A 23,341-nucleotide genomic window follows, 5' to 3' on the forward strand; every position below is an offset into this window, starting at 1 on the left:
CTTTCCGGACCCCGGGGGCGCCGGCCGGCCGATCCGTCGGTGCCGTGCCGGGCGAGTGGGGCCGCGCGACCGCGCGTGGGCGGGCCGTCCCGCCGCAATCCTTGCCGCGTACGGCGGGGAGCTGCCGCAGTTCATGCCGACGGGACCCCGATCGTCAGTCACGGCTGGGATCATGGAGGTCATGACGACGATCAGTTACTGGGACGAGGCCGCCGACTCCTTCGACGAAGAACCCGACCACGGACTGCTCGACCCCGTCGTGCGCGACGCCTGGGCGCAACGCCTGCAGACCTGGCTCCCCGCCACCGCGTGCGAGGTCCTGGACCTCGGCTGCGGTACAGGCAGCCTCTCCCTGCTCGCCGCGGGCCAGGGCCACCGGATCACCGCGGTCGACCAGTCGCCGCGCATGGTCGAGCAGGCACGCGGGAAACTCGCGGGCACCGGCTCCGAGGTGCTGGTCGGCGACGCCGCCCGGCCCCCGGTGGGAGACCGGCGGTTCGACGTCGTTCTGGTCAGGCACGTCCTCTGGGCGCTGCCGGAACCGGCGGCGGCCCTGGAGACGTGGTTCGGGCTGCTGAAACCCGGCGGCCGGCTCGTCCTGATCGAAGGCGTGTGGGGCGGGGTGGGTGTCTCCGCAGCCCGGCTCACCGCCCTGCTCGCCCCGTACACCGAGCGGGTCCACCACGAACCGCTCTCCGCGGACTCCCGGCTCTGGGGCAAGGACGTCGACGACGAGCGGTACGCCGTCGTGGCCCGCGCCGAGCCCCGCCACCGCCACACCGAGGTCGTCGACGTCCACCTGATCCTCCGGCAGGGCCCCCGGGTGCTGCTCGCCCGCCGGGCCGGCACGGGGTACGCCGACGGCCTCCTCCACCTGCCCTCCGGCCATCTGGAGGACGGGGAGGACGTGCGCGAGGCGATCGTCCGCGAGGCCGCCGAAGAGATCGGCGTCACCCTCCAGCCGGAGGAGCTGCGCGTCGCGCTCGTCATGCACCACCGCGGTCCCGGCGGCAGTCCGCGTACGGGCTGGTTCTTCGAAGCGGAGTACGACTCCGAGCGGGCCCCGTACAACGCGGAGCCCGCCAAGTGCTCCGAGCTGGACTGGTTCCCGCTCGACGCGCTGCCCGAGGACATGGTCGCGTACTGCCGGGCCGGCCTCGACGGCTACCGCTCGGGCGAGCACTTCCTGATCCACTGGCACGAGGACGGCGACCCGGTCGCCCACGACCCCGGCCTCCCGCGCCGTGCCGTCCCGCTGCCGTCGGCGGGGACCGGCACCGGCCGGGTGCACCACATCGAGCTGTGGGTCTCCGACCTGGCGGAGGCGGCGCCCGGCTGGGACTGGCTGCTCGGACGGCTCGGCCACCTCCCGTACCAGCGCTGGTCCCACGGCCGCAGCTGGCGGCGCGGTGACAGTTACGTCGTGATCGAGGAGTCGCCGGACGCGATCGCACGGACCCACGACCGGCTCCGCCCCGGCCTCAACCACCTGGCGTTCCACGTCGAGGACCGGGAGACGCTCGACGCGCTCGCGGCCCAGGCCCCCGCACACGGCTGGCGGCTGCTCTTCGCCGACCGGCACCCCTACGCGGGAGGCGACGGGCACCGCGCCGCCTACCTGGAGAACGCCGCGGGATTCGAGGTCGAACTCGTGGCGGCCGGCCCGGGCCGCGAGGCACCCGCGCCGTGCGCCGGCGAACCGGCCGCGGGGACGGAGGTCCCCACCGCCTGACCACCGGGCGAGCCGGTCCCGCCGCCCCCGGTTCCAGGAGGGACGGCCGGCGGCCGGGGGCGCGCTCCCGCTGCGCCACCTCGCCGCGGGCGGGCCGGGGTCACGCCCCGGGGCGCTCCAGCAGGCCGGGGAGGCGGCGGGCGCGGGCGATGCGCTCCAGCGTGTCCAGGGCCCCGGCCGCCCTCGCGGCCGCCACCGGATCCCGCCCGGCCAGCCCGCTCCGCGCGAACTCGTCCTCGTCCAGGCGCAGGACCTCCGAGGCGTCCGCCGACACCCACAGGTCCAAGTCCAGGTCCTCCACCCGCACTTCGCCGGCCACGACGACACAGGGGCGGGTGATGTCGCAGTACCAGCCCTTCAACCGCCCGTCGCCCGTCCGGACTTCCTTCACCGCGTACCACCGGTCCCGCCAGTAGTGCTCGGTGAAGACGTCGCCCGGCGCGAACGCCACGAAACCGAAGTCCCGTACCCCGGGAGCGGCCCACGGGGCGAGGACGGTCACCCGGCTGCCGTCGTCAGCCAGCCGGCGGGCCGGATAGCGGATCTTCGTCCGCCCGGCCTTGGTCAGCACGACGGTCACGTCCTCTGCCGCCGCGCCGGTGGTCGGGTCACCGGGTGATGCCGCAGACGGGGACATGGCGTACCTCCTCGGAACGGACCGGGAGACCGGACCGGACCGGGCCGGCCCTTCCGCCGGTCACGGGCGTGAGCCGACCGTACAGCGACGGAGGGACGGGCCGCCGCCGGGTTTCCGGGCCGGGGGTGCAGAATCGGCACCGTGACTCTGACGATCGTGATCGACCCGGACACCGGCACCGCCCCGTACGAGCAACTGCGCGCACAAGTCTCCGAACAGGCCCGCTCGGGCGCGCTCCCGGTCGGGTACCGGCTGCCGACCGTGCGCGGACTCGCCGAGGAACTCGGCCTGGCCGCCAACACGGTGGCCAAGGCCTACCGCGCGCTGGAAGCCGACGGCGTGATCGAGACCCGGGGCCGCAACGGCACCCTCGTCGCGGCGGCCGGGGACGCGGCGGACCGCAGGGCGGCGACGGCCGCCCAGGTGTACGCGGAACAGGCCAGGCGCCTCGGCCTCTCCCGCACCGAGGCCCTCGCCCTCGCCGAGGACGCGCTGCGGGCGGCGTACGGGGCATGAGGGCCGGAGCCGGGGAACGACTCGCAGGGCGTCGCTCCCCGGCCGGGCGGCGCACCGCTCACAGGTAGAGGCCCGCCTCCGTGCCCGCGTCCTGCTTCGGAACGGAGGCCGGTCCGCTGCCCCGCCGCAGGGCGAACAGCTCCGCGAGGGTCGCCCCGTCACGGCCGATCCCCTCCTCGGTTCCCAGCCAGGACACCGCCTCGGGCCTGCTCAGCGGGCCGACCTCGATCCGGGCCAGGCAACGGCCCGGCCGGACGACCGCCGGGTGCAGCCGCTCCAGGTCCTCGTTGGTGGTGACCGCCACCAGGACGTTCCGGCCCTGGCCGAGAAGGCCGTCCGTCAGGTTGAGCAGGCGTGAGAGCGCCTGGCCCGCCGTGTGCTTGGCCTCGCCCCTGATGAGTTCGTCGCAGTCCTCCAGGAGCAGCAGCCGCCACCGGCCCTTCTTCGCGCCGTCGTCCTCGCCGATCGCGATGTCCATCAGGTACCCGACGTCGTTGAAGAGCCGCTCCGGGTCGAGGACGCAGTCCACCTGGCACCAGTCGCGCCACGCGCGGGCGAGCGTCCGCAGCGCCGAGGTCTTCCCGGTCCCGGGCGGACCGTGCAGCAGCAGGAGCCTGCCGGAGACGTCGTCCGGGGTGACCCCCATCAGGCCGTCCATCGCCCCGGCCACCCGGGCCGAGTAGTTGGGGCGCACCTCGTCCCAGGTGCCCGCGGAGATCCGGCGCGTGGTGCGGTGCGGCCCGCGCTGCGGCGAGACGTACCAGAAGCCCATGCTCACGTCCTCCGGCAGCGGTTCCGGCTCGTCCTGTACGCCGTCCGTCGCCTCCTTGACGATGCGTTCCGCCAGTTCGGCGCTGGTGGCGGTCACGTTGACGTCGGCGCCCCGGTTCCACCGCCGCGCGAGCAGGGTCCACCCCTCGCCCTCCGCGAGGGTCGCGCTGCGGCTGTCCTCCCGGGCGGTCCGCAGCACCGTCGCACCCGGGGGGACCAGCGTCTCGCCCGGCTTGACGCGCTCCAGGGAGGAACTGTGCGCGTACGGCTGCTCGCCCGCCGTGAAACGGCCGAGGAACAGCGAGTCCATGACGTCGGAGGGGGAATCGCTGTCGTCGACGGTGAGCCGGATGGGCAGCGCGGACTCGAGGTTGGCAGACATGCGCCCATGATCGGGCACGGTGGAGCCCGGCGCACCGGATTTCCCCGACCGGTGAGCCTTGCGGTTCCCGTCCGGCGCAGGGAGCGGGTCCCCCGTCCCGGTGGAGTGCGCGAGGGCGCACGGGGCACGGTAGGGAGGTGCGCGGAGCGACGGAACCACCCGAGTCCCGCCCGTATCGGGCGAGTGGAGTGACGTACCGTCAACCCCGCATGCGTGTACGTAATCCTGTGCCCGGGACACGCGTGTGTCCCCGCGGGGCGATAGGGTTGACCTGCCCGCACCGGGTGCCCTTGTACGGGTGGGGAGTGACATGGAACAGATAACGGTCCGCAGCAGGCCGCGCGTGCCTGCCATCACATGTGGGAGCAGTGCGACCAGTTCGCGGCTCGACCGCCACCTCGCGGTGCTCGGCGGCCCCGCGCTGCCACAGCGCGAGACCGCCGAGGCGACGCTGCTGATGCGTGAGTTGACCTCGCGCGACGCGGCGCACACCCGGGGCAGCAAGAGCGCCCGTGTGTCGCTCTTCGCGCCGCTGCGGCGTCTGCGGCGCTCGCTCTTCGGCAGCCGCCACTGACGGCTCGGCCCGGCCGCGACCGGCCCGGCCGCGACCGGCCCGGCCGTCACCGGGTCGACCCCTTCGCGCGGGTCGGCCCGGGACATCGCTCTGCCCCGACGCGGGGCTGCCGCCCGCCCTCCCCGTCCTCCCCGGGGCGTACGGCGGCCTCCGCACGCGTCCAGGCCCGGTGACGACCCGGGGCCTGGGAGCCTCTGCCACGGGACCCGCCGGAAGCGAAGGCCGCCGGAGGTCCTCCCTCCTCACAGCAGCGCGAACTGTCCCTCCGGGCCCTCCTCCCGATGGCCGAGGACCGACGCAGGACGCCGGGCCGCCGCCGGGACCGGCAGCACTCCCGCCGCCCGCAGCTCCTCCCGCGAGACGGTCCGCGCCGCGTCGATCCGCCCGGCCATCTCCCGCTGCCGGTCCCCGAGGCCGTCGAGCAGGGCGAGCACGGTGATCAGCTCCAGCAGCTCCGAGGTCCACTCCCGGGGCCAGGCGGCCGGCGCCACCGCGTCCAGCCCCTCCCGCTCCCCGTCGCTCCACGAGGCCGCCCGCCGGCCGAACCACACCTCCAGCATCCGTACGCCGCCCACCCGGTACTCCCAGGCCGCCGCCGGTACCGGAGCGATCCGCCCCTCGTCGAGCAGCAGCGTCCCGCTCGCCGCGTCGTACGTCACCGAGCCGGGCCGGGGCGGCACGGCGGACCGCACGTAGGGCCGCCGTCCGCCGGGCAGCCGGGGCCGCTCCCCGTCGGCCGATCGGCGCAGCTGGAGCCGGAGGATCTCACGGCCCAGCTCCACTCCGGCCGACCACAGCGCCCCGTCGCGGGGGAGCGGGACGAGGCATCCCGCCGGGGAGGGGCGCGCGGCGGCCAGGACCCAGGCGAGCAGCGACCTCGGCGTCACCGCCCCGTCACCGTCCACCCCGATGCTGCCGCCCGGACCCGTCCCGGCGGCCCCGAGCAGGGCCAGGAGCCCCGGGGCCAGATTGGGTTCGGCCCCACCAGGACGCCGGAAGAGCGGCCGGATCCGTCCGGGCCGGCCCGCGGGGGCGTACCCGTCGGGGAGCAGGGAGGTCGCCGACAGGGCGGGGCCGGTGTCCTGGGGGAGGTGCCCGTGCTCGACGACGAAGAGCTGGTGCGCGTCGGCCACCCGCCAGAGTTCGGGGCGGGCGGCATCGATCAGACGATGGTCCGGAATCAGCCACTGCTCGTCGAACGGCCCGTGCAGGACGCGTACCGGCCCGGGGCAGGCCCCCGGGGCCCGGGAGAACCGGCCGGTGGAGGCGGCCTGCCCGGGCAGTGCGGCGACCGGGGTGTGCGGGGTACGGAACCGGGTGGGCCCGAAGAGTCGCTCCTGCTCCTCGCCCCCGGCCCGCGCCAGCCGCTCCCAGCGTGCCTCCAGGGACGCGGCGTCGGGCCCGGTGACCCAGGACCGGCCGGTGCGGAGGGGCCGTACGGACCAGGGCATCAGCTCGTCCAGGGTGGGGTGGGCGAGGCCCTGACGCGGTACCGCGGCGGCACCCGGACCGCCGCCGTCGTCCCCGGAGCCCGGACCCGCCGTGCCCCGGGCGTCCCCGGCCGCCCTGCCCGCTGCCACCGTGTCGTCCTCCCGCTCGCCACGTCCGCCGCCCTCTCTCCGGCATCGTATCGGGGCGCCCGGGCCGCGGTCCGGGCCCCGGCCGGCCCACCGGGAGCCCACGCCGGGGGGTGGGGGCCCGGGCCGCGTGCGCGCGCCGGCGAGCGGACGGGGTGGCTCCGACCGGACCCGGAGGGCACGCCCGCGCCGGGTCAGTCCGCGTCCACCGTGACCGAGAAGGAGAACCGGTCGCCCCGGTAGTGGATGCGGGCCACGTCGACGACCCGGCCGGCGGTGTCGTAGGTGACGCCGGTGAAGTGCAGGATCGGGCTGAGCAACGGCACCCGAAGCAGCGCCGCCGTGGCGGGGTCGGCGAGCCGGGCCTCCACGGTGTCGGTGATCCGGGATATCGGCACCCCCGCCGTGTCCCGCAGGACCTTCGTCATCGGCCACCGCTCCAGATCGGCGACGTCCACCCGCGCGGCTACCTCCGGACGCAGCGTGTTCTCGGCCCAGTTGACGGGCTCGCCGGTCAACGCGTCGCAGCGCAGCCGCCGGTAGCCCACCACCTCGGCGCAGTCCGGGAAGTAGTGGGCAAGTTCCCCGGGGACGGCGCACGGCCCGTGGCCGAGGACGGTCGTCCGCTCGCCCGACTGCTGCGCCACGACGGCGTCGACGGAGCCGAGCACCCGGACCGGCGCCGCGCGCCTCGCCGGGGGCTCGATGAAGGTGCCGTGCCGCCGGCGCCGGCTGATCAGCCCTTCCGACTCCAGCTCCTTGAGGGCCTGGCGCATGGTCAGCACGCCCACCCCGTAGTGGGCGGCGAGCCGCTCCTCGGTCGGCAGCCGGGACGGGGCGCCGCGCGGGCGGCCGAGTATCGAGGCGCGCAGCGACTGGGAGACCTGGTACCAGAGCGGGAGTTTCGCGTTCAGCACCAGCGAATCAGGGGCGAAGGCGGCCGGGGTGCCCCCGCCCGCCCCGGTCCCGTCCCCGGGGCCGCTCTCGCTCGTACGTCCTGCCGCCATCCGGCTCTCCCCCTGCCGGCCCGGACTCTTCCGGACACGGAATCTATGGCCGGAAGTTGCTGTCCAGACCCTGCCACACCTCGTCGTAGCCGCGCTGCAGCCGGGGGGTGGAAGCCGCCTGCCCGGTCAGGGCCAGAGGCCGGCGCGTTTCGAACATGAAGGCCAGCCCGTCGTCGATCCGCTGCGGTACGAGCTCCGCCGCGCTCGCCCGGTCGAAGGTCTCCCGGTCCGGTCCGTGCGCCGACATCATGTTGTGCAGCGAGCCGCCGCCCGGGACGAACCCGCCCGCCTTCGCGTCGTAGGCGCCCTCGATCAGCCCCATGTACTCGCTCATCACGTTGCGGTGGAAGTAGGGCGGCCGGAAGGTGTCCTCGCCCACCAGCCAGCGCGGGGCGAACACCACGAAGTCGACGTCGGCCAGGCCCGGGGTGTCGGTCGGCGAGGTCAGCACGGTGAAGACCGAGGGATCCGGGTGGTCGTAGCTGATGCTGCCGATGACGTTGAAGCGGCGCAGGTCGTAGACGTACGGGGTGAGGCTGCCGTGCCAGGCGACGACATCCAGGGGCGAGTGGTCGTACGTCGCCGTCCAGAGGTTGCCGCAGAACTTGTTGATCACCTCGAACGGCCCCCGGAGGTCCTCGTACGCGGCGACCGGGGCGCGGAAGTCCCGTGCGTTGGCCAGCCCGTTGGCGCCGATCGGACCCAGCTCAGGGAGCTGGAAGGGGCTGCCGTAGTTCTCGCAGACGTACCCCCGGGCGGTCGTGTCGGGCAGCTCCACCCGGAAGCGCACCCCCCGCGGGATCAGCGCCACCTCGCCGGGAGCGGCCCGCAGCACGCCCAGTTCGGTGCGCAGCAGCAGGGCACCCCGCTCGGGAACGATCAGCAGCTCGCCGTCGGAGTCACTGAACACGCGTTCCTCCATCGAGGAGTTGGCGTGGTAGAGGTGCACCGCCATGCCGGTGCGCCCGGCCGCGTCGCCGTTGCCGCCCAGCGTCCACAGCCCGGCCACGAAATCGGTGCCGGGGGCGGGGTCGGGCAGCGGATCCCAGCGGAGCCGGTTGGGGTCGGGCACGGTCTGGGTGAAGGGCGCGGTGCACAGCGAGCCGTTGCCGGCGCGGACGAACGGCGGATGCGCGGCGGAGGGGCGGATCCGGTACAGCCAGGAGCGGTGGTTGCGCGCCCGGGGCTCGGTGAAGGCGGAGCCGCTGAGCTGCTCCGCGTACAGCCCGAGCGGCGCGCGCTGGGGGGAGTTGCGGCCGTGCGGCAGCGCGCCCGCCGCCGCCTCCGAGCTGTGCTCGTTGCCGAACCCGGTGGAGTACGCCAGGGGCCGCCCCGGACCGTCCGTCCCGCCCACCCCTTCCCGACCGCCGCCCGCCGTGCGGTTCCCGCCGTCGGTGCTCCGCTTGCCGTCCGTGCCGCCCATGCCGCTGCTCCCGGTGCCGAGACGGGCCCGCGGCCCTCGGGAGCGCGCGGAAACCGTGGAAGGTCAATCCTATGGACCACCGTAGGAATGGAGAAGGGGCCCGTCAACGCCCGTCGCCGCGCGCCCCGGGGCCGGACGGGCACGGGCCGTGCCCCCGGGTGCGCGCGCCGGTCCGGCGTCCCGCCCCGGGCCGGTGCGCGGCATGATGGGACGGTGGCCCATCCCGAACCCCACCTGCGCCGCGCCCCCGTCCAGCGGCGCAGCGCCGAACGGCTCACCCGGATACTCGACGCGTGCGCCGCCCTCCTCGACGAGGCCGGGTACGAGGAGCTCTCCACCCGTGCCGTCGCCGTCCGCGCCGAAGTGCCCATCGGCTCGGTCTACCGCTTCTTCCCCCACAAGCGCGCCCTGGTCGACGCGCTCGCGGTGCGCAACCTCAACTCGTACACCGAGCGCCTCACCGTCCGGCTCGCCGGTGTGCCCGCCGCCCACTGGCGGGGCGCCATCGACGCCGTACTCGACGAGTACCTCGCGATGCGGCGCACCGTCCCCGGCTTCGCCCAGGTCGACTTCGGGGCCGCCGCGCACGCCGAGGACCCGCAGCACCGGGCGAACCACCGGCTCGCGGACCGGCTCGCCGGACTCCTCGCGGGGCACTGGGGGAGCAGCCCGGACGAGGAGTTGCGGCGGGCCGTCCTGGTCGGTGTGGAGGCGGCCGACGCGACCCTGCAACTCGCCTTCCGGGTGGACCCGTCCGGCGATCCCGCGATCGTCGCCGAGATCCGGGTGCTGCTCCACGCCTACCTCGCGCGGGTGCTCGACTGACCGGCTCCGCGCCGGTCCGCCCCTGCGCGGCGGCCGTCCCCCGTGCCGGGGCGGCCGCCCACCGCGACCGGCCTGCGGGGCCCGGTCCGGGCCCCTGCCCCGGCGGTCGCGCACCCGGTCCGGCACCGTCCGGCCGGCCGGACCGGTCCAAGGACTCCCCGACATGCGTACCGGTCGGTATGCTCGCCGGGACCCAGCCGCTTCCCGGGGAGGCCCCGTGTCCGCCAACTCCCGTACCGCACCGCGCGTCTGCCCGCTCTGCGAGGCCACCTGCGGGCTGACGCTCACCATCGAGGGGACCACCGTCACGGGTGCGCGCGGAGACCGCGACGACATCTTCAGCCGGGGCTTCATCTGCCCCAAGGGAGCCGCCTTCGGCGGCCTCGACGCCGACCCCGACCGGCTCCGCACCCCGCTCGTCCGCCGCGACGGCGTCCTGCGCGAGGCGACCTGGGAGGAGGCGTTCGCGACCGTCGCCGCCCGCCTCCCCGAGATCACCGGCGCCCACGGCCCGCAGAGCGCCGGAATCGTCCTCGGCAACCCCAACGTCCACACCATGGCCGGCGGCCTCTACCCGCCCCTGCTCATCGCCGCCCTGCGCACCCGCAACGTCTTCAGCGCCAGCACCCTCGACCAGATACCCAAGCACGTCTCCAGCGGGCTGCTCTTCGGCGACGCCAACGCCATCCCCGTCCCCGACCTCGACCGCACGGCACACCTGCTGCTCATCGGCGCCAACCCCCTGGAGTCCAACGGCAGTCTCTGCACCGCGCCGGACTTCCCCGGCAAGCTCAAGGCGCTCCTCGCCCGGGGCGGCACGCTCACCGTCGTCGACCCGCGCCGCACCCGCACGGCCGACCTGGCGGGGCGCCACCTCGCGATCCGGCCCGGCACGGACGCCCTGCTGCTCGCCGCACTCGCCCACGTACTCGTCGACGAGAAGCTCGCCGCCCCCGGTCCGCTCGCCGAGCACCTGGAAGGGCTCGACCGGCTCGGTGACGCCCTCGCCGACTTCACCCCGGAGGCGGTGGCGGGCCCCTGCGACCTGGAGCCCGCCACCGTCCGCGCCGTCGCGCGGGAACTCGCCGCCGCGCCGACCGCGGCGGTCTACGGGCGCATCGGCAGCTGCACCGTCGCCCACGGCACCCTCGCCAGCTGGCTGGTGGACGTCCTCAACATCCTCACCGGCAACCTCGACCGCCCCGGCGGCGCACTCTTCCCGCTCGCCGCCACCGCGCGCCCCCCGCGCCCGGCCGGCCCCGGCAAGGGCTTCGCCCTCGGCCGGTGGCGCAGCCGGGTCTCCGGACACCCCGAGGCCAAGGGGGAACTCCCCATGGCCGCACTGGCGGAGGAGATCGACACCCCCGGAGAGGGCCGCATCCGCGCCCTGGTGGTGCTGGCCGCCAACCCGGTGCTCTCCGCCCCGGACGGCGACCGGCTCGACCGGGCACTCGCCGACGGGCTCGACTTCATGGTCAGCGTCGACCCCTACCTCAACGAGACCTCCCGGCACGCCGACGTCGTGCTGCCCCCGCCACCGCCCTCGCGCAGCGCCCACTTCGACTTCGCCCTCAACAGCCTCGCGGTGCGCAACCAGGTCCGCTACACCCGCCCCGCCGTGCCGTTGGACGCGGGGGCCCTCGACGAGAGCGAGATCCTCGCCCGGCTGATCCTCGCCGCCGGTGGCACCCACCGCGGCGCACCGGAAGCGGTGGACGCGCACGCCGTCGCCGCCGCGATCGAGCGGGCCGGAGCACCCGAGGAGCTCGCCGGGCGCCTCTCCGGCGCCAACGGCCCCGAACGCCGGCTCGACCTGATGCTGAGGCTGGGCCCGTACGACCTCACCCTGGACGACCTGCTCGCCCACCCGCACGGCATCGACCTCGGTCCGTTGCGCCCCCGGCTGCCCGAGGTCCTCAGGACCCGGTCCGGTCGGATCGAACTGCTCCCCGCACCGCTCGCCGCCGATCTCGGCCGGCTGCGGGCGGCGCTCGGTGACACCCCGGCCCCGCTCGTCCTCGTCGGCCGCCGCCATCTGCGCTCCAACAACAGCTGGATGCACAACCTCCCCGCCCTCAACCGCGGTACGAACACCTGCACCCTCCAGATCCACCCCGAGGACGCCGGCAGGATCGGCCTCACCGAGGGCGCGACCGCCCGGATCGAAGCGGCCGGGGGAGCGGTCGAGGCGGCCACCGAGATCACCGACACGGTCCGCGCCGGCGTGGTGAGCCTGCCCCACGGCTGGGGACACGGCCGGCCCGGGACCCGGATGGCGGTCGCCGCCGCCCGGCCCGGCGTCAACGTCAACCAACTGCTCGACGGGACCCTCCTCGACCCGCTCTCCGGAACCGCCGTCCTCAACGGCTTCCCGGTCCTCGTCACCGCGGCCGAATGAGTCCGGCGGAGGCCCCCGGCCGGGATCCGGCCGGGGGCCTCCGCCGACCGCCGTGCGCCTCGGCCCGCCCCGGCGAACAGCGAAAACATCGCGCCAACCGGAATATCGCCTGGCACTTCCGGCTCACGTCGCCCCTCCCGTCGCAACCTTCGCGCGAGTCATTCACACGCCCCTCACCGTGGGCTAACTTCAGGCCACGCAGCCGCTCCCCACCGTGCAGCCGCATCACTTTTCCATGGGCGGAACCTCATGACTCGCGCGATCTCCCTGCAGGACATCAGCAAGACCTACGGACGGGGTCCGCGTGCCGTGGACCGCTTCTCGCTCGACATCGAACCCGGTGAGTTCGTGGTGCTGCTCGGCCCCTCGGGCTGCGGCAAATCCACCGTCCTGCGGATGATCGCAGGGCTGGAGGAGGCCACCGAGGGGGAGATCCTGCTCGACGGCGAACCGGCCTCCCATCTCCAGCCCCGCGAACGGGGCATGGCGATGGTCTTCCAGAACTTCGCCCTCTACCCGAGCATGACGAACCGGGGCAACATCGGCTTCCCCCTCAAGCTCCAGAACCCGCGCGAGGACAACACCGAGCAGATCGAGGCCACCGCGCGGATGCTGGGCATCGAGGGCGTCCTCGACCGCTACCCGGGTCAGCTCTCGGGCGGCGAACGCCAGCGCGTCGCCATGGGCCGGGCCATCTCCCGCCGCCCCTCCGTCTTCCTGATGGACGAGCCGCTCTCCAACCTGGACGCCAAGCTCCGCAACCACCTGCGTGCCGAAATCGCCCAGCTCACGAAGGAGTTGGGGGTCACCACCGTCTACGTCACGCACGACCAGTCGGAGGCCATGTCCCTCGGCGACCGGGTCGCCGTGCTGCGCGGCGGGGTGCTCCAGCAGGTCAGCGCCCCGCGCCAGGTGTACGCGCTGCCCGAGAACGTGTTCGTCGCCGCCTTCATCGGCACCCCGAGGATCAACCTCCTCCAGGCCGTCGTCCACGCGCCGCTCGAAGGCCGGATGTCGCTCGACCTGGGCCGCCAGCGCCTCGCGCTGCCCGAACCCCTCAGCCCCGACCACCAGTTGCTCCGCATCCAGCAGGGCCGCACCCTCATCGTCGGGCTGCGCTCCGAGGCCGTACGGATCGCCCCGCCCAGTCAGGCCCGCCCCGGTGAGGTCGCGCTCGGCGGCATCGTCCAGCACGTGGAGTACCAGGGGCACGAGGCGCTGGTGCACCTCAGCACCGGGTCGCAGCCGGCCGTGGTGCCCGACCTCGAGTCCGCCCGGCCCGAGACGCCCCAGCGCCGACGGCGCGCGGCGGCCGGCCGGCCCGGGCGCGGCGGCGACCTCGGGCCCGCCTCGCGCGGCGGCCGCAAGGAAGGCGCCACCTGGGGCCGGGGCGGTGGCCTCGGCGTCCTGGAACGCCTGCGGGAGAAGGCCGGACACATCGGCGGGCCGGTCGGGGCCCTCGGCGAACCGCACCGCGGCGGGGAAGCGTACGCGGGTGCCGGCCCCGACCGGCCGGCCGTCAGCCCCGGCGACCTCGTCGTGCGCACCGGCCCGGACATGCGCTTGCGCACCGGCGGCCAGGTGCCCCTCCTGGTGGACCTGGCGCACCTGTACGTCTTCGACCACCAGGGCCGGCGGATCTGCCCGCTGCCGAGGGACGTGCCGGGCCTGGACGTCTGAGCCGGGCCGGCGGGCTCCCTCCGCGGAGGGAGCCCGCCGCGGCCGCGGCGGGGCGGCCCTTCCGGCGGGTCGTGCGTCAGCCTTCCGCGGGGCCGTCCGGGGCCGTCTCCGGCTTCGCGTACAGGATGTCGCGGGCCTGTTCGGCGGCTCGGGCGATGCTCTCCGAGACGAAGTCGGTGAAGCGGGCGATGTTCTCCAGGCGGACGGCGGACGGGGTGCCCGGGCCGAGGACACCGACGCCCTGACGTGCGACGTCGGCGAGCTGGGCGGTGGAGCGGGCGCTGGCCATCACCGACTGGTACCAGACGTCGTCGTCGGCCACGTACCGCTCGCGGCGGCCCTCGTCGCGCTCCCGGCGGACCAGCCCCTGGGTCTCGAGGTAGGCGATCGACTTGGAGATGGTTGCCGGGCTCACCTGGAGGCGGCGTACCAGCTCGGAGGCGGTGACGCTGCCCGCGTCCGTGGTGTAGAGGCAGACCAGGACCCGGGCCATCATCCTGGTCAGGCCGGACTGGACGAGGACGGTCGTGAACGCCTCCTCGTACGCGCGCACCGCCTCGGCTTCGCGGCCGTGCCCCACGGGCGCCTCCGGCTCCCCGGTGCCCGCGGCCTGCCGGGGACGCTGCGCCCGGCGCCCGGTGGCGCGGTGGGCGAGATCGGCGCGGTAGCCGGCGGGACCGCCGTTGCGCATGACCTCGCGGGTGATGGTGGAGGTCGGCCGGTCGAGTCGGCGGGCGATCTCCGCGTAGGCGAGGTCGTCGGCCAGCCCCAGCGCGATCTGCTGGCGCTCCTGCTGGGTGAGTCTGCCTCCCGGCATCGCGTTCTCCTTCGTGGTGCGAGGTCTCCCCAGCCTAGGGGGAACCGTGGCGTTCGCTCTCAAGCCATTGCAACGGTTGCGCGGTGAGTCGTTGCTTTCGTCGCCATTTCATTGCAATGAAATACCTCAATTCACCTGCAAACAAGGGGATGCAGCAGAATTCTTTGTTGCTCCAACCGTGAACGCAACGTAGCGTTTCTCTCATCGGAAACGGCGGACCACAGGGGTCCGCACGACGGATGAAGGAGCTGACCGATGCAGAAGTTCACCACCCCCGCCCCCGTCTCGGCCGTTGTCGAACTCCCCGCGGGGCGCATCCGGTTCATCGCCGCCGACCGGGGTGACACCACGGTCGAGGTCCTGCCGGCGGACGCCTCGAAGGGCAGGGACGTCAAGGCCGCCGAGCGGATCGAGGTCAGCCACGTGGACGGCGTGCTGCGGGTCGTGGCGCCCGAGGCGGCGAACCGGATCCTCGGCCCCTCCGGATCCGTCGAGGTGACGGTCCAGCTGCCCGCCGGGTCGAGCGTCGAGGTGAAGGCGGCCGACGCCGAACTCCGCGGCGTGGGACGGCTCGGCGACGTCACCGTCGAAGGGCAGCGGGCGACGGTCAAGCTCGACGAGACGGCGAGCGCCAAGCTCACCGTCCTCGCCGGGGACATCTCCGTCGGCCGCCTGGGCGGGCCCGCGGAGATCAGCACGGAGAAGGGCGACCTCAGCGTCACCGAGGCCGTGCGCGGCACCGTCACCCTGCGCACCGCGCACGGGGAGATCTCCGTCGGTGCCGCCCGCGGCGTCTCCGCCACCCTGGACGCCGGTACCACGTACGGCCGGGTCCACAACTCCCTCGCCAACGCCGACGGTGCCGCCGCCGGCCTGAACATCCACGCCACCACCGCCTACGGCGACATCACCGCCCGCAGCCTCTGAAGGGCCCGCGGCCTCTGAACGGCCCGCGGCCCCCGAACGGCCCGCGAACCCCTCACCCCGCCCGCAACCCGTGCGCAGCCCCCGGCTTCCCGGAGGGGCGGCCGCCGGGAAGCCCGGGTCTCCGGAAGGTCCGCAGCCCCCGACAAGGAGCACTCCCCATGGCACTCCTCACCACCGACCCGGCCATCGTGGCGAACGGGTTGCGCAAGTCGTACGGCGACACGAGCGTGCTCGACGGCATCGACCTGACCGTCCCGGCCGGTTCGGTGCTGGCGCTGCTCGGCCCGAACGGGGCCGGCAAGACCACCGTCGTCAAGATCCTCTCCACCCTCGTCGCCGCCGACGCCGGCCAGGCCCGGGTCGCCGGCCACGACCTGACCCGCGACCCGCAGGCCGTCCGGGCCTCGATCGGCGTCACCGGACAGTTCTCCGCCGTCGACGGACTGATCACCGGCGAGGAGAACATGCTCCTCATGGCCGACCTCCATCACCTCACCCGGGCCGAAGGCCGCCGCACCACCGCCCGGCTCCTCGAACGCTTCGACCTGACCGACGCCGCGAAGAAGCCCGCCTCCACCTACTCCGGCGGCATGAGACGCCGCCTCGACATCGCCATGACCCTGGTCGGCAGTCCTCGCGTCATCTTCCTCGACGAACCCACCACCGGGCTCGACCCCCGCTCCCGCCACACCATGTGGGGCATCGTCCGCGAACTCGTCGCCGACGGCGTCACCGTCCTCCTCACCACCCAGTACCTCGACGAGGCCGACGAACTCGCCGACCACGTCGCCGTGCTCCACCACGGCGCCATCGCCGCCCACGGCACCCCCGACGCACTCAAACGCCTCGTCCCCGGCGGACACGTCCGACTCCGCTTCACCGACCCCACCACCTACCGCGACGCCACCACCGCCCTGACCGACGCCACCCACGACGACGACGCCCTCACCCTCCAGATCGCCAGTGACGGCAGTCCACGCGACCTGCGCACCATCCTCGACCGCCTCGACGCCGCCGGCGTCGAAGCCGAGCACCTCACCGTCCACACCCCCGACCTCGACGACGTCTTCTTCGCCCTCACCCACACCGCCCACCCCACCCCGCGAACCGGCCCCGACCAGCCCCACCAGCCCGTGGAGAACCTCCGATGAGCTCCCTCGCCCTCGCCGTGCGCGACTCGTCCACCATGCTGCGCCGCAACCTGCTCCACGCCCGCCGCTACCCCTCCCTGACCCTCAACCTGCTGCTCACCCCGGTGATGCTGCTCCTGCTCTTCGTCTACATCTTCGGCGACACCATGAGCGCGGGCATCGGCGGCCAGGACCGCTCCGACTACATCGCCTACATCGTTCCCGGTCTCCTCCTCATGACCATCGGCAGCACCGTCGTGGGGACCGCGGTCTCCGTCTCGACGGACATGACCGAGGGCATCATCGCCCGCTTCCGCACCATGGCGATCCACCGCGGATCGGTCCTCGTCGGGCACGTCGTCAGCAGCGTGCTGCAGTCGGTCGCCAGTGTGGTCCTCGTCGGGCTCGTCTCGGTCGCCATCGGCTTCCGCTCCACGGACGCCACCGCCCTGGAGTGGCTGGCCGCCCTCGGGCTCCTCACCCTCTTCGCCACGGCGCTCACCTGGATCGCGGTCGGCATGGGCCTGGTCAGTCCGAACGTCGAGGCGGCGAGCAACAACGCGATGCCGTTGATCCTGCTCCCGCTCCTGTCCAGCGCGTTCGTCCCCGTCGAGACCATGCCCGGCTGGTTCCGGCCGATCGCCGAGTACCAGCCCTTCACCCCGGCCATCGAGACCCTGCGCGGACTGCTCCTCGGCACCGGGATCGGCACCAACGGCCTCCTCGCGGTCGGCTGGTGCGTCGGGCTCGCCGTACTCGGCTACTTCTGGTCCACCGCCAGGTTCGACAGCGACCCGAAGTAGCGGGTGCGGAGGGGCGGGCCCGGCGCCCGCGAGCCGTTCCGCCCGAGGGCGGCGTACTCCGGCACCGTGCCGGGGCGTACGCCGCCCTCCGGTGGGGGCGCCGGAGAACGGCCTGCGTACGACGCCACGTGACGCGTGTCTCCGGACCCGGTCTCCCGGCGGCTCTGGCGCCCAAAAACTAACAGCGCTAGTTTGGGGGTCCGGACCGCCGCCGCGCCCGACGCGGCGGGTGTCCCCGATCCGCGGACAGCACCGGTTCGCACGCACGGACGCGCAGAGCACGCAGCCACCGCAAGCCCGGGAGGAACAGCCATGAAGGCCCATGACGGGATGTACATCGGCGGCGAATGGCGGCCCGCGGAGGGCCGCGACACCATCGCGGTCGTGAACCCGGCGGACGAGCGGGTCATCGCGCAGGTGCCCGCCGGTACGGCCGCCGACGTGGACGCCGCCGTACGCGCCGCGCGCGCCGCGTTCCCCGGCTGGGCGGCCACTCCCCCCGCCGGGCGGGCCGCACGGCTGGCCGCCCTCCGTGACGTCCTCGCCTCCCGCGCGGAGGAGATCGCCGCGACGATCACCGCCGAACTCGGCTCCCCGCTCCGGCTCTCGCAGACCGTGCACGCGGGTGTCCCGGTGCTGGTCGCCGGCTCGTACGCCGAACTCGCCGCCACCTACGCCTTCGAGGAGAAGCTCGGCAACTCCACCGTGCTGCACGAGCCGGTCGGGGTCGTCGGTGCGATCACCCCGTGGAACTACCCGCTCCACCAGATCGTCGCCAAGGTGGCCCCCGCGCTGGCCGCCGGCTGCACGGTCGTCCTCAAGCCGGCCGAGGACACCCCGCTGACCGCGCAGATCTTCGCCGAGGCGACCGGGGAAGCCGGTCTCCCGGCCGGTGTCTTCAACCTGGTCACCGGGCTCGGTCCGGTCGCCGGACAGGCACTCGCCGAGCACCCCGGCGTCGACCTCGTCTCCTTCACCGGTTCCACGGCGGTCGGCAGGTCGATCGGCGCCACCGCGAGCGGCGCCGTCAAGCGCGTCGCGCTGGAGCTCGGCGGCAAGTCCGCCAACGTCATCCTCCCCGGCGCCGACCTCGCCAAGGCCGTCAACGTCGGCGTCGCCAACGTGATGTCCAACTCCGGCCAGACGTGCAGCGCGTGGACCCGGATGCTGGTGGACGCGGAGCGGTACGAGGAAGCGGTTGCCCTCGCCGCGGCGGCCGTCGCCAAGTACGTCCCCGGCGAGCGGATCGGCCCCGTCGTCAACGCCAAGCAGCTCGACCGGGTGCGCGGTTACATCGAGAAGGGCGTGGCGGAGGGTGCCCGGCTCGTCGCCGGCGGTCCGGACTCCCCCCGCCAGGAGGGCTACTACGTCAGCCCCACCGTCTTCGCCGACGTCACCCCCGAGATGGCGATCGCCCAGGAGGAGATCTTCGGGCCGGTCCTCTCGATCCTGCGGTACGAGGACGAGGAGGACGCCCTCCGCATCGCCAACGGCACCGTCTACGGCCTGGCCGGTGCGGTCTGGGCGGCCGACGACGAGCGGGCCGCGGCCTTCGCCCGCCGGATGGACACCGGGCAGGTCGACATCAACGGCGGCCGGTTCAACCCCCTGGCCCCCTTCGGCGGTTACAAGCAGTCGGGCGTCGGCCGCGAGCTCGGCCCGCACGGACTCGCCGAGTACCTCCAGACGAAGTCCCTCCAGTTCTGACCGCGGCCGTCCGACGTGACGCAGCCCCGGAGTCCTGACCGCGACGCCGCGGTTCCCGCGGCGAGTCCATGGCCGCGGCCGCCACTCCGCGGTCCCGCCCACCGGGTTCCGAGCGCGTTTTCGGCGGAGTCCGTCCCGGAGTCCGTCTCACCATCCGCCGGCCAGGAGCCCGCTTCCGTGTTCCGCCAGACCGCCCGCCGGGCCCGCCGGGGCCCGGCCGACCACACCAGGAGCCGTCCGTGATCCGCGCCGCCGTACTGCCCGCCGTCCAAGCGCCCCTGGAGATCACCGACATCGAGCTGCCCGAGACCGGACCCGGCCAGGTCAGGATCAGTCTCGCCGCAGCCGGGGTCTGCCACTCCGACCTCTCCCTCAGCAACGGCACCATGCGGCTGCCGGTGCCCTGCGTCCTCGGGCACGAGGGCGCGGGCACCGTGCTGGAGGTCGGCGAGGGCGTCGCCCACGTCGTCCCGGGCGACGCGGTCGTCCTCAACTGGGCACCGTCGTGCGGGAAGTGCCACCCCTGCCGGATCGGTGAGATCTGGCTCTGCGCCGACGCCCTGAAGGGCGCCGCGAACATCCACGCCCGCCGGGCGGACGGCACCGAGCTCCATCCCGGCCTGAACGTCGCCGCGTTCGCGCAGGAGACCCTGGTCGCCGCGAACTGCGTGCTGCCCGCCCCCGCGGGCATCCCGCTCACCGACGCGGCTCTCCTCGGCTGCGCGGTGCTCACCGGTTACGGTGCGGTCCACCACTCCGCCCGCGTGCGCGCCGGGGAGACGGTGGCCGTGTTCGGGATCGGCGGGGTCGGTCTCGCGGTGCTCCAGTCGGCGCGCATCGCCGGGGCCTCCCGGATCATCGCCGTGGACGTCTCGCCGGAGAAGGAGGAGCTGGCCCGCGCCGCGGGGGCCACCGACTACGTCGTCGCCTCCGCCACCACCCCGCGCGAGATCCGCAAGCTCACCGACGGGGTGGGCGCGGACGTGGCGGTGGAGTGCGTGGGCCTCGCCCGGACCATCCGTACCGCCTGGGAGTCCACCCGCAGGGGCGGGCGCACCACGGTCGTCGGGATCGGCGCCAAGGACCAGGACGTCACCTTCAACGCCCTGGAGATCTTCCACTGGGGCCGCTCGCTGACCGGCTGCGTGTACGGCAACAGCGACCCGGAACGCGATCTGCCGGTGCTCGCCGACCACATCCGCGCGGGCCGCTTCGACGTGTCGATGATGGTCACCGAGCGGATCTCGCTCGACGGCATCCCCGCCGCCTTCGAGAACATGATCGCCGGGAAGGGCGGCCGGGCCCTGGTGACCTTCTGAGGGCCCCGGGCCCCGGACGCGCCTGCCGACACGCGTCCCGCGATGCCGTCCGCCCGCCGGCGTGAACCCCGGGGCGCCGTGCGTCCGTCGGCGTGCACCCGGCGGTGCCGCGCCCGGTTCAGCCCTCCCGCGCCGCCGTGCCGGGAGGGCGCGGGGCGAGCAGGCGCGCGTCCATCTCACCCTCCTCGAAGAGCCGGGACGCCGGACCGACGATCAGTGGATCGGGCGTCCCGACCACCGAGGGGTCCTTGCCCGGGTAGTCGAAGCGGTCCAGCACGTGGCGCATCGCCTCCAGCCGTGCCCGCTTCTTGTCGTTGCTCTTCACCACCGTCCAGGGCGCGTCCGCCGTGTCGGTGTGGAAGAGCATCAACTCCTTGGCCTCGGTGTACGCGTCCCACTTGTCGAGCGATGCCAGGTCGACCGGGCTCAGCTTCCAGCGGCGCACCGGGTCGATCTGCCGGATCATGAACCGGTTGCGCTGCTCGTTGCGGGAGACCGAGAACCAGAACTTCACGATGTGGATGCCGTCGCGCACCAGCATCCGCTCGAACCCCGGTGCCTGGTGCATGAACTCCAGGTACTCGCGGGTGGAGCAGAACCCCATCACCCGCTCCACTCCGGCCCGGTTGTACCAGGACCGGTCGAAGAGGACGATCTCGCCCGCCGTCGGCAGATGGACGGTGTACCGCTGGAAGTACCACTGGGACCGCTCGCGTCCGGTCGGCTTCTCCAGCGCCACCACCCGGGCGCCGCGTGGGTTGAGGTGTTCGGTGAACCGCTTGATGGTGCCGCCCTTGCCGGCCGCGTCACGCCCTTCGAAGAGGATCACCAAGCGCTCGTCGTGCTCCTTCACCCAGTGCTGGAGCTTGATCAGCTCGATCTGGAGGGCGCGTTTGCGCTTGTCGTACGCCTTGCGGCCGAGCTTCTCCGGATACGGGTAGTCCTCCCGCCAGGCGTCCCGGGCGCGGCCCTCCGGGGTGACCAGCTCCGGATCGTCGTCGCCCCGGTCGCGGACCCCGAACCCCTGGAGGTAGGGGCCGCCCAAGCGGGCGGCGCGGTCCGCCTCCGCCTCCGACGCCGGACCCGCTCCCGCCGCTGCCCCGGGCGCGGTGCCGCCCGTACGGGGCGGGCCGCCCCGGGGCCGGTTCTCCTCGCCCCGCCGGGACCGCCGCCCGTGCTTCTCAGGTCCGTTCGGGCTGCTGTTGCTCGACGCCATCGGGGGTTCCCTCCACCGGCTCGGCCACGACCTTCCGCGTCCGCCCAGTCTGCGGACGGGTCCGGGAGACCGCCACCCCTGCCAGACAGAGCGCCCCGCCGAGCACGGAGAGCGCGGCCGGCACCTCGTCGAGCAGCACCCACGACATCAGCACCACGAGTGCGGGCACCGCGTAGGTGGTGGCGCCCATCCTGCCCGCGGTGGTCCGTGCCAGCGCGTAGGCCCAGGTGGTGAAGGCGAGCGCGGTCGGGAAGACACCCAGGTAGATCATGTTGAGGGTGGCGGAGAGCGGGGCGCCGGCGGCCTCGTGGACCAGCACCCCCGAGAACGGCAGGCACCCCGCCGTGCCGATCAGGCAGCCGAACGTGGTGACCTGGAGCGCGGAGCCGTGCCGCAGCGCGGGCTTCTGCGCCACCACTCCGCCCGCGTACGCCACGGCCGCGAGGAAGCAGAGCAGCACTCCCAGCACCGACGAACCGCCGTGCTCCGACAGGGAGAGGCCGACGACGACGGCGCCCGCGAAGGAGACCGCCATGCCGCCGAGCAGTCGGCGCGGCAGGCCCTCGCCCAGCAGCCGGGCGCCGAGCAGCGCGATCAGGACCGGCCCGACGTTCACCACCATCGCGGCGGTCCCCGCGTCGACCTCCTGCTCGCCCCAGTTCAGCACCACCATGTAGAGCCCGAACCAGAGCAGCCCGGAGACGACGATGCCGGACCAGGCGCCGCGCGCCGGCAGCCCTTCGCGGCGTACGAGCAGCAGCACGACGAGCACCGCGGAGCCGGCCAGCAACCGGCCCAGGGCGAGCGCGCCGGGGGAGTAGGCCTCGCCCGCGCTGCGGATGGAGACGAACGCGGTCGCCCACAGCACGACGGTGACGCAGGCGGCGGCGACGGCCCGCCGGTCGGGGCCGGAGCGGGGCGGGGAAGGGACAGGCGGTGGGGTCATGACAGGACCGTACGGGGCGCCGGGTTCGGCGCGCACCGAAGTGTCCCGGGGGTACCGGCCGGGTGCGGACCGGCCCGGTCCCTCTCAGAGCCCCGCCGGCCCCGGCCGCCGGTCCCTCTGCGCGTACTGGAGCGCCAGCCCGTCGAGCAGCGCCCGCAGCCCCGTCTCGAAGGCGCCCTCGTCCACCTGCTGGCGGTGGTCGGCGAGCAGGTGCGCCTGGCCCAGGTGCGGGTAGTCGGCGGGGTCGTACGCCGTCTCGTCGTCCACGAAACCGCGCGCGAAGGACCCCAGCGCGGAGCCGGTGACGAAGTACCGCATCAGCGCCCCAATGTACGTCGCCTGGGCGCGCGGCCACCCCGCGTCGACCATCGCGCCGAAGACCGCGTCGGCCACCCGCAGCCCGGCGGGCCGCCGCCCGGGGCCCTGCGCCAGCACCGGCACGATGTGCGGGTGCGCGGCGAGTGCGGCGCGGTAGGAGACGGCCCAGTCGTGCAGGGAGGCGCGCCAGTCCCGCGGATCGGCCGGGTCGAACATCGACAGGTCGACCTGGGCGGAGACCGCGTCGGCGACCGCGTCGAGGATCTCGTCCTTGTTCCGGAAGTGGTTGTACAACGACGGCCCGCTGACCCCCAGCTCGCCCGCGAGCCGCCGGGTGGAGACGGCGCCGAGCCCTTCCGCGTCCACGAGCGCACCCGCCGCCTCGACGATCCGGTCTCTGCTCAGGAGGGGGGTACGAGGTCGGGCCATGCGCCACATCGTAGGGCCTGCCGCCGGGGCGCCCGAAGGCCGGCGTGGGGACGGGGCGGCGGCCGCCGGGGGCGGGGCGGCTCCCGGAGCGCGGTCGGGCACGCGGGGAGGTGCCGGAAGCCGCGGTGCCCCGTCGGGCCGGAAGGGCTTGCGCCTTCCGGCCGTGCGGCACATAGTGGGCTCCGACACGAAACTAGCAGTGCTAAT

Annotated in this window: 20 protein-coding genes; 11 read left to right on the forward strand and 9 right to left on the reverse strand. The window is 74.2% G+C overall.

The genetic code is table 11. The features are described 5' to 3' along the window. The first annotated feature begins 181 nt into the window (after positions 1–181). Positions 182–1,732 (forward strand): trifunctional class I SAM-dependent methyltransferase/NUDIX hydrolase/VOC family protein, encoded by a 1,551-nt coding sequence (locus PZB77_RS25610; RefSeq protein ID WP_275494976.1) that lies wholly within the window; start codon positions 182–184, stop codon positions 1,730–1,732. Between the two features lie 100 nt (positions 1,733–1,832). On the opposite strand, the gene PZB77_RS25615 is transcribed toward PZB77_RS25610, so the two are convergent. Further along, positions 1,833–2,369, reverse strand: a complete 537-nt coding sequence (locus tag PZB77_RS25615) for a DUF402 domain-containing protein (RefSeq protein WP_275494977.1) — start codon at positions 2,367–2,369, stop codon at positions 1,833–1,835. A gap of 141 nt (positions 2,370–2,510) precedes the next feature. On the opposite strand from PZB77_RS25615, the gene PZB77_RS25620 reads away from it, so the two are divergent. Further along, positions 2,511–2,885 (forward strand): GntR family transcriptional regulator, encoded by a 375-nt coding sequence (locus tag PZB77_RS25620; protein WP_275494978.1) that lies wholly within the window; start codon positions 2,511–2,513, stop codon positions 2,883–2,885. A gap of 58 nt (positions 2,886–2,943) precedes the next feature. Here the strand turns inward: PZB77_RS25620 and PZB77_RS25625 are convergent, their stop codons facing one another. After that, positions 2,944–4,038, reverse strand: a complete 1,095-nt coding sequence (locus PZB77_RS25625) for a DUF5925 domain-containing protein (RefSeq protein ID WP_275494979.1) — start codon at positions 4,036–4,038, stop codon at positions 2,944–2,946. Positions 4,039–4,348: 310 nt separating this feature from the next. Here PZB77_RS25625 and PZB77_RS25630 point away from each other — a divergent pair, with 310 nt between their 5' ends. Next, positions 4,349–4,612, forward strand: a complete 264-nt coding sequence (locus tag PZB77_RS25630) for a hypothetical protein (protein WP_275494980.1) — start codon at positions 4,349–4,351, stop codon at positions 4,610–4,612. 242 nt (positions 4,613–4,854) lie between these two features. On the opposite strand, the gene PZB77_RS25635 is transcribed toward PZB77_RS25630, so the two are convergent. The 3 genes from PZB77_RS25635 to hmgA form a co-directional block, all read right to left on the reverse strand. After that, positions 4,855–6,075: a type ISP restriction/modification enzyme gene (locus tag PZB77_RS25635; protein WP_275496219.1), complete on the reverse strand. Its 1,221-nt coding sequence runs from the start codon at positions 6,073–6,075 to the stop codon at positions 4,855–4,857. A gap of 308 nt (positions 6,076–6,383) precedes the next feature. After that, a complete protein-coding gene (locus PZB77_RS25640; RefSeq protein ID WP_275494981.1) occupies positions 6,384–7,196 on the reverse strand; it encodes a GntR family transcriptional regulator in 813 nt (270 codons plus the stop codon). A gap of 43 nt (positions 7,197–7,239) precedes the next feature. Continuing rightward, a complete protein-coding gene (gene hmgA, locus PZB77_RS25645) occupies positions 7,240–8,619 on the reverse strand; it encodes a homogentisate 1,2-dioxygenase (protein WP_275494982.1) in 1,380 nt (459 codons plus the stop codon). Between the two features lie 213 nt (positions 8,620–8,832). Between hmgA and PZB77_RS25650 the strand changes: the two genes are divergently transcribed. The 3 genes from PZB77_RS25650 (at position 8,833) to PZB77_RS25660 (ending at position 13,522) form a co-directional block, all read left to right on the forward strand. After that, entirely contained in the window at positions 8,833–9,444 is a 612-nt protein-coding gene (locus tag PZB77_RS25650) for a TetR/AcrR family transcriptional regulator (RefSeq protein ID WP_275494983.1), read from the forward strand. Between the two features lie 217 nt (positions 9,445–9,661). Continuing rightward, the gene (locus tag PZB77_RS25655; protein ID WP_275494984.1) at positions 9,662–11,842 is read left to right on the forward strand and encodes a molybdopterin-dependent oxidoreductase; all 2,181 of its coding nucleotides are present in this window, start codon (positions 9,662–9,664) and stop codon (positions 11,840–11,842) included. Between the two features lie 249 nt (positions 11,843–12,091). Further along, positions 12,092–13,522, forward strand: coding sequence for an ABC transporter ATP-binding protein (locus PZB77_RS25660; RefSeq protein WP_275494985.1), 1,431 nt, complete (start codon positions 12,092–12,094; stop codon positions 13,520–13,522). A 76-nt stretch (positions 13,523–13,598) separates the two neighbouring features. Here the strand turns inward: PZB77_RS25660 and PZB77_RS25665 are convergent, their stop codons facing one another. Next, positions 13,599–14,339 (reverse strand): helix-turn-helix domain-containing protein, encoded by a 741-nt coding sequence (locus PZB77_RS25665; protein WP_275494986.1) that lies wholly within the window; start codon positions 14,337–14,339, stop codon positions 13,599–13,601. 255 nt (positions 14,340–14,594) lie between these two features. Between PZB77_RS25665 and PZB77_RS25670 the strand changes: the two genes are divergently transcribed. From PZB77_RS25670 to PZB77_RS25690, 5 genes are all read left to right on the forward strand, one after another. Next, entirely contained in the window at positions 14,595–15,266 is a 672-nt protein-coding gene (locus PZB77_RS25670) for a DUF4097 family beta strand repeat-containing protein (protein WP_275494987.1), read from the forward strand. 158 nt (positions 15,267–15,424) lie between these two features. Then, a complete protein-coding gene (locus PZB77_RS25675; RefSeq protein ID WP_275494988.1) occupies positions 15,425–16,417 on the forward strand; it encodes an ATP-binding cassette domain-containing protein in 993 nt (330 codons plus the stop codon). Further along, positions 16,414–17,199, forward strand: coding sequence for an ABC transporter permease (locus tag PZB77_RS25680; protein ID WP_275494989.1), 786 nt, complete (start codon positions 16,414–16,416; stop codon positions 17,197–17,199). The genes PZB77_RS25675 and PZB77_RS25680 overlap by 4 nt, the downstream gene beginning before the upstream one ends. Before the next feature lie 312 nt (positions 17,200–17,511). Further along, positions 17,512–18,906: an aldehyde dehydrogenase family protein gene (locus tag PZB77_RS25685; RefSeq protein WP_275494990.1), complete on the forward strand. Its 1,395-nt coding sequence runs from the start codon at positions 17,512–17,514 to the stop codon at positions 18,904–18,906. Between the two features lie 239 nt (positions 18,907–19,145). Next, entirely contained in the window at positions 19,146–20,225 is a 1,080-nt protein-coding gene (locus PZB77_RS25690; RefSeq protein ID WP_275494991.1) for a Zn-dependent alcohol dehydrogenase, read from the forward strand. A gap of 118 nt (positions 20,226–20,343) precedes the next feature. On the opposite strand, the gene ppk2 is transcribed toward PZB77_RS25690, so the two are convergent. The 3 genes from ppk2 to PZB77_RS25705 form a co-directional block, all read right to left on the reverse strand. Beyond that, entirely contained in the window at positions 20,344–21,441 is a 1,098-nt protein-coding gene (gene ppk2, locus PZB77_RS25695; RefSeq protein ID WP_275494992.1) for a polyphosphate kinase 2, read from the reverse strand. Then, positions 21,407–22,387 carry a DMT family transporter gene (locus PZB77_RS25700; protein WP_275494993.1) on the reverse strand — a complete coding sequence of 327 codons (981 nt, stop codon included), beginning with the start codon at positions 22,385–22,387 and terminating at the stop codon, positions 21,407–21,409. Before PZB77_RS25700 ends, ppk2 begins: the two co-directional genes overlap by 35 nt. Before the next feature lie 84 nt (positions 22,388–22,471). Next, entirely contained in the window at positions 22,472–23,134 is a 663-nt protein-coding gene (locus PZB77_RS25705; protein ID WP_275494994.1) for a TetR/AcrR family transcriptional regulator C-terminal domain-containing protein, read from the reverse strand. Positions 23,135–23,341 lie beyond the last annotated feature (207 nt).

It is taken from the genome of Streptomyces sp. AM 2-1-1 (assembly GCF_029167645.1).
Classification (GTDB): Bacteria; Actinomycetota; Actinomycetes; order Streptomycetales; family Streptomycetaceae; genus Streptomyces.